Origin of the sequence: Pedobacter sp., from assembly GCF_045627485.1 — a bacterium.
In the GTDB taxonomy this organism is placed as follows: domain Bacteria; phylum Bacteroidota; class Bacteroidia; order Sphingobacteriales; family Sphingobacteriaceae; genus Pedobacter.
On the sequence record NZ_JAZQNU010000038.1, the window covers coordinates 1 to 2,575 of the forward strand.

Annotated in this window: 3 protein-coding genes; all 3 read right to left on the minus strand. The window is 38.3% G+C overall.

What is annotated here, in order from left to right; genetic code table 11:
* Positions 1-169: 169 nt before the first annotated feature.
* Positions 170-1,264 (minus strand): hypothetical protein, encoded by a 1,095-nt coding sequence (locus tag ACR2F3_RS03050; protein WP_432708509.1) that lies wholly within the window; start codon positions 1,262-1,264, stop codon positions 170-172.
* The gene (locus ACR2F3_RS03055; RefSeq protein ID WP_432708510.1) at positions 1,245-1,889 is read right to left on the minus strand and encodes an ABC transporter ATP-binding protein; all 645 of its coding nucleotides are present in this window, start codon (positions 1,887-1,889) and stop codon (positions 1,245-1,247) included. Before ACR2F3_RS03055 ends, ACR2F3_RS03050 begins: the two co-directional genes overlap by 20 nt.
* Positions 1,890-1,974: 85 nt before the next feature.
* On the minus strand, positions 1,975-2,575 hold a 601-nt coding region (locus ACR2F3_RS03060), incomplete at its 5' end, for a YfhO family protein (protein ID WP_432708511.1).

Genomic DNA, 2,575 nt, shown 5'->3' on the forward strand with positions numbered 1-2,575 from the left:
TTTTATTAAAGATCTGGAAGATCCTTATTTCAGAAAGTTATATAAAGACAAATCAATGTACTTATCTAAATAAGTATATAACATATAATACGATGCGGGTGGTCATTAATTGATCACCCGCTTTTTTTATGGGATTTCTCGCTGTCATCGAATAGCCTCTTAGTGTTTGTTACCTCCAGGCTTGCAGGTCCGTTTTATGAAAGCTTGCCAGGTAATATATAGTGCAACTGCTCAAGACCACGATGCTGAATAAGAAATATTTGTGTCCAAGGATTGCCCACATTGCAATAAAGAAATAAAACAGCAGCCACTTAAGGTAATTACCCATGTTCAATTTCACTATATATAATACTGTTAAGAGGAAAAACAAGCTTGTCAAGCCAAACAGAAATCCATGGATAATGGAATGTAGCTTGTATTGCGATGATATAATAAGTAATATCCACTCGGGGATTAGCACGGTAACAAAGATCAAAAACCAGTGACTTAAATGCTTAAAAGTAGAGATTGGGAGGCTTTTGCTGAAGTTAAGAAACGTTACTTCGAACCTTAATAAGGTAAAGACTAAAACCGCATGGCATAATACAGAGGCCAGTATAGCCACCAATAATACACGTGTATCATTGCCAACATCTGCAAACATCCAAAGCATTGCTTTAAATAAAACTAACGACGACAGTTTGCACATCAATAGCATTAAGGGTTGGTCTTTAACCAGGTGAATTAATGGCCAGCTGAAGTAAGGTCTTTTAATCATATTACCTGTATGGATTCGTTGTCTTTCTGGTGTTAGAAAGCCGGTATTCACTTTTTGATAAGAAAGGAAGGATAAGCCAAATAGTAAGGTAAAGGAAACAATTATAATGCAAAAGAGGCTATAGAAAAAGTGGTAATTAACACTTACACATACCAGTGCAAAAACATAAATGATAACTGGTAAAAGTATGATAGCGTATAAACTAAGCCATAATTTTAACTGGATGTTTCTGGCCAGCTTACCTGTTTCATTTATAAACTGAAACTGCGTAAGGGCAAGTTTTTGATTTATGAAAAAATAGACTTTTAGCGCATATAGAAACCAGGAAAAAGACACAATCGTCATTCCTATTGGAGATGAAATACCTGCCAACAATAACGCCTTTTGATAACCGATAACTTGACCAGGGCCCCCGATTCCAAACAAGAGGTATATTCCCACCAGGAAAAAACCTGCATGTTGCTGATAAAACTCCTTTGCTAAACTTTTAACGAGTAACCTTAGCATGAATTGGTATAATCTGTTTATCTATAATTTGAAACACCTGATCCACGTTGAGCTTGTCGCTGCTTACTTCCTGGTGCGACGACAAAAGAAAACTTTTCCCTTCCGATGCTTTTTCTTTAATCAATATATACAGCTTTTCCGTTGATGCGCTATCAATTGTAATCAGTGGTTCGTCTAAGATGTATAAATCAGAATCACTGATGAATGCGCAGATTAAAGAAAGTTTCTTTAGCATCCCGCTGGAATAACTGCCGATGGTGTTATGCATGAAAGGGGTCATTTCAAAATAGTCAGCAAGCGCTTCTGCTTGTTTGCGCTCCGCTTTCCGGGTGTCGACGTAAAAATCAAGGAGCTCTTTTCCTTTAATAAATAAGGGGTACTGGGGTTCAGCCTCAGCAAAGCTGATTTTAGACCGGAAGTTTATAGGTTCTTTTCTTAAGTTAATTCCATCCAGTTGCACTTCGCCTTTAAAAGGTGTTTGCCCGGAAATGATTCTGAATAAGGTAGACTTGCCGCTGCCATTTCCGCCTTTTAACCAATAGATTCCACGATCGATTTTCCACTCCATGAAGTTGAGTACCTCATGACTGCCATATTTCTTGTGGATGTTTGTTAAACTAAGCAAATTTTGGTTTTAGGATTGGATGGGATAAAGCAGTAAATGTTACAGTTGAGGTGTATAGCCATAACCCATAACCACAAACTCCATTTTAGTCAAATTTTCTAAACCTAACAAATGCCGCGCCTGCTAATAAAAGCACAAGTAAGAAAGACCCTGCCAATGAAATTTTTTCGCCGGTATAGTAAGAATCAGGATTAAAGATGAATTCAACCTTGTGGTTACCCGCCGGGATTTTTGCGGCCCTTAATACATAATTTGCCCTGAAATAGGGTTTCTCAACCCCGTCGATAAGCATTTTCCATCCTTTGTTGTAGTAGATTTCAGAAAATACGGCTAGGTTAGCTGACTGAGTGTTGCTCTGATAAATCATGTGATCTGGTGAATAACTAACCAAGTCAATACGGTCTTTTGGCTGTCTTTTCGTTAACGGAACGTTGCTGATGAGTTCTCTAAATTCTTGGTGAACGATAGCTTCCGCCTTTGGTGAAAAATTTGTGATCGCTTCTATTTCCTGGTCCGCATTTAGAACAAATTTTACGTTGTCTACAAACCAGGCATGGCCACATGCCGACGGATTCAACACAGCGGTCAGCCTGGGCGTTTGTTCATCCCTCATGATGATGTATTTTGTATTCATCATACCCAGAATGTCCTGATTGATCGTATCCTTGAATTGTACTTCCACTAAC

What these genes read in the sequence shown, in the direction of transcription:
- ACR2F3_RS03050 (WP_432708509.1), bottom strand. Translation starts at nt 1,264, where the DNA reads ATGCTAAGGTTACTCGTTAAAAGTTTAGCAAAGGAGTTTTATCAGCAA.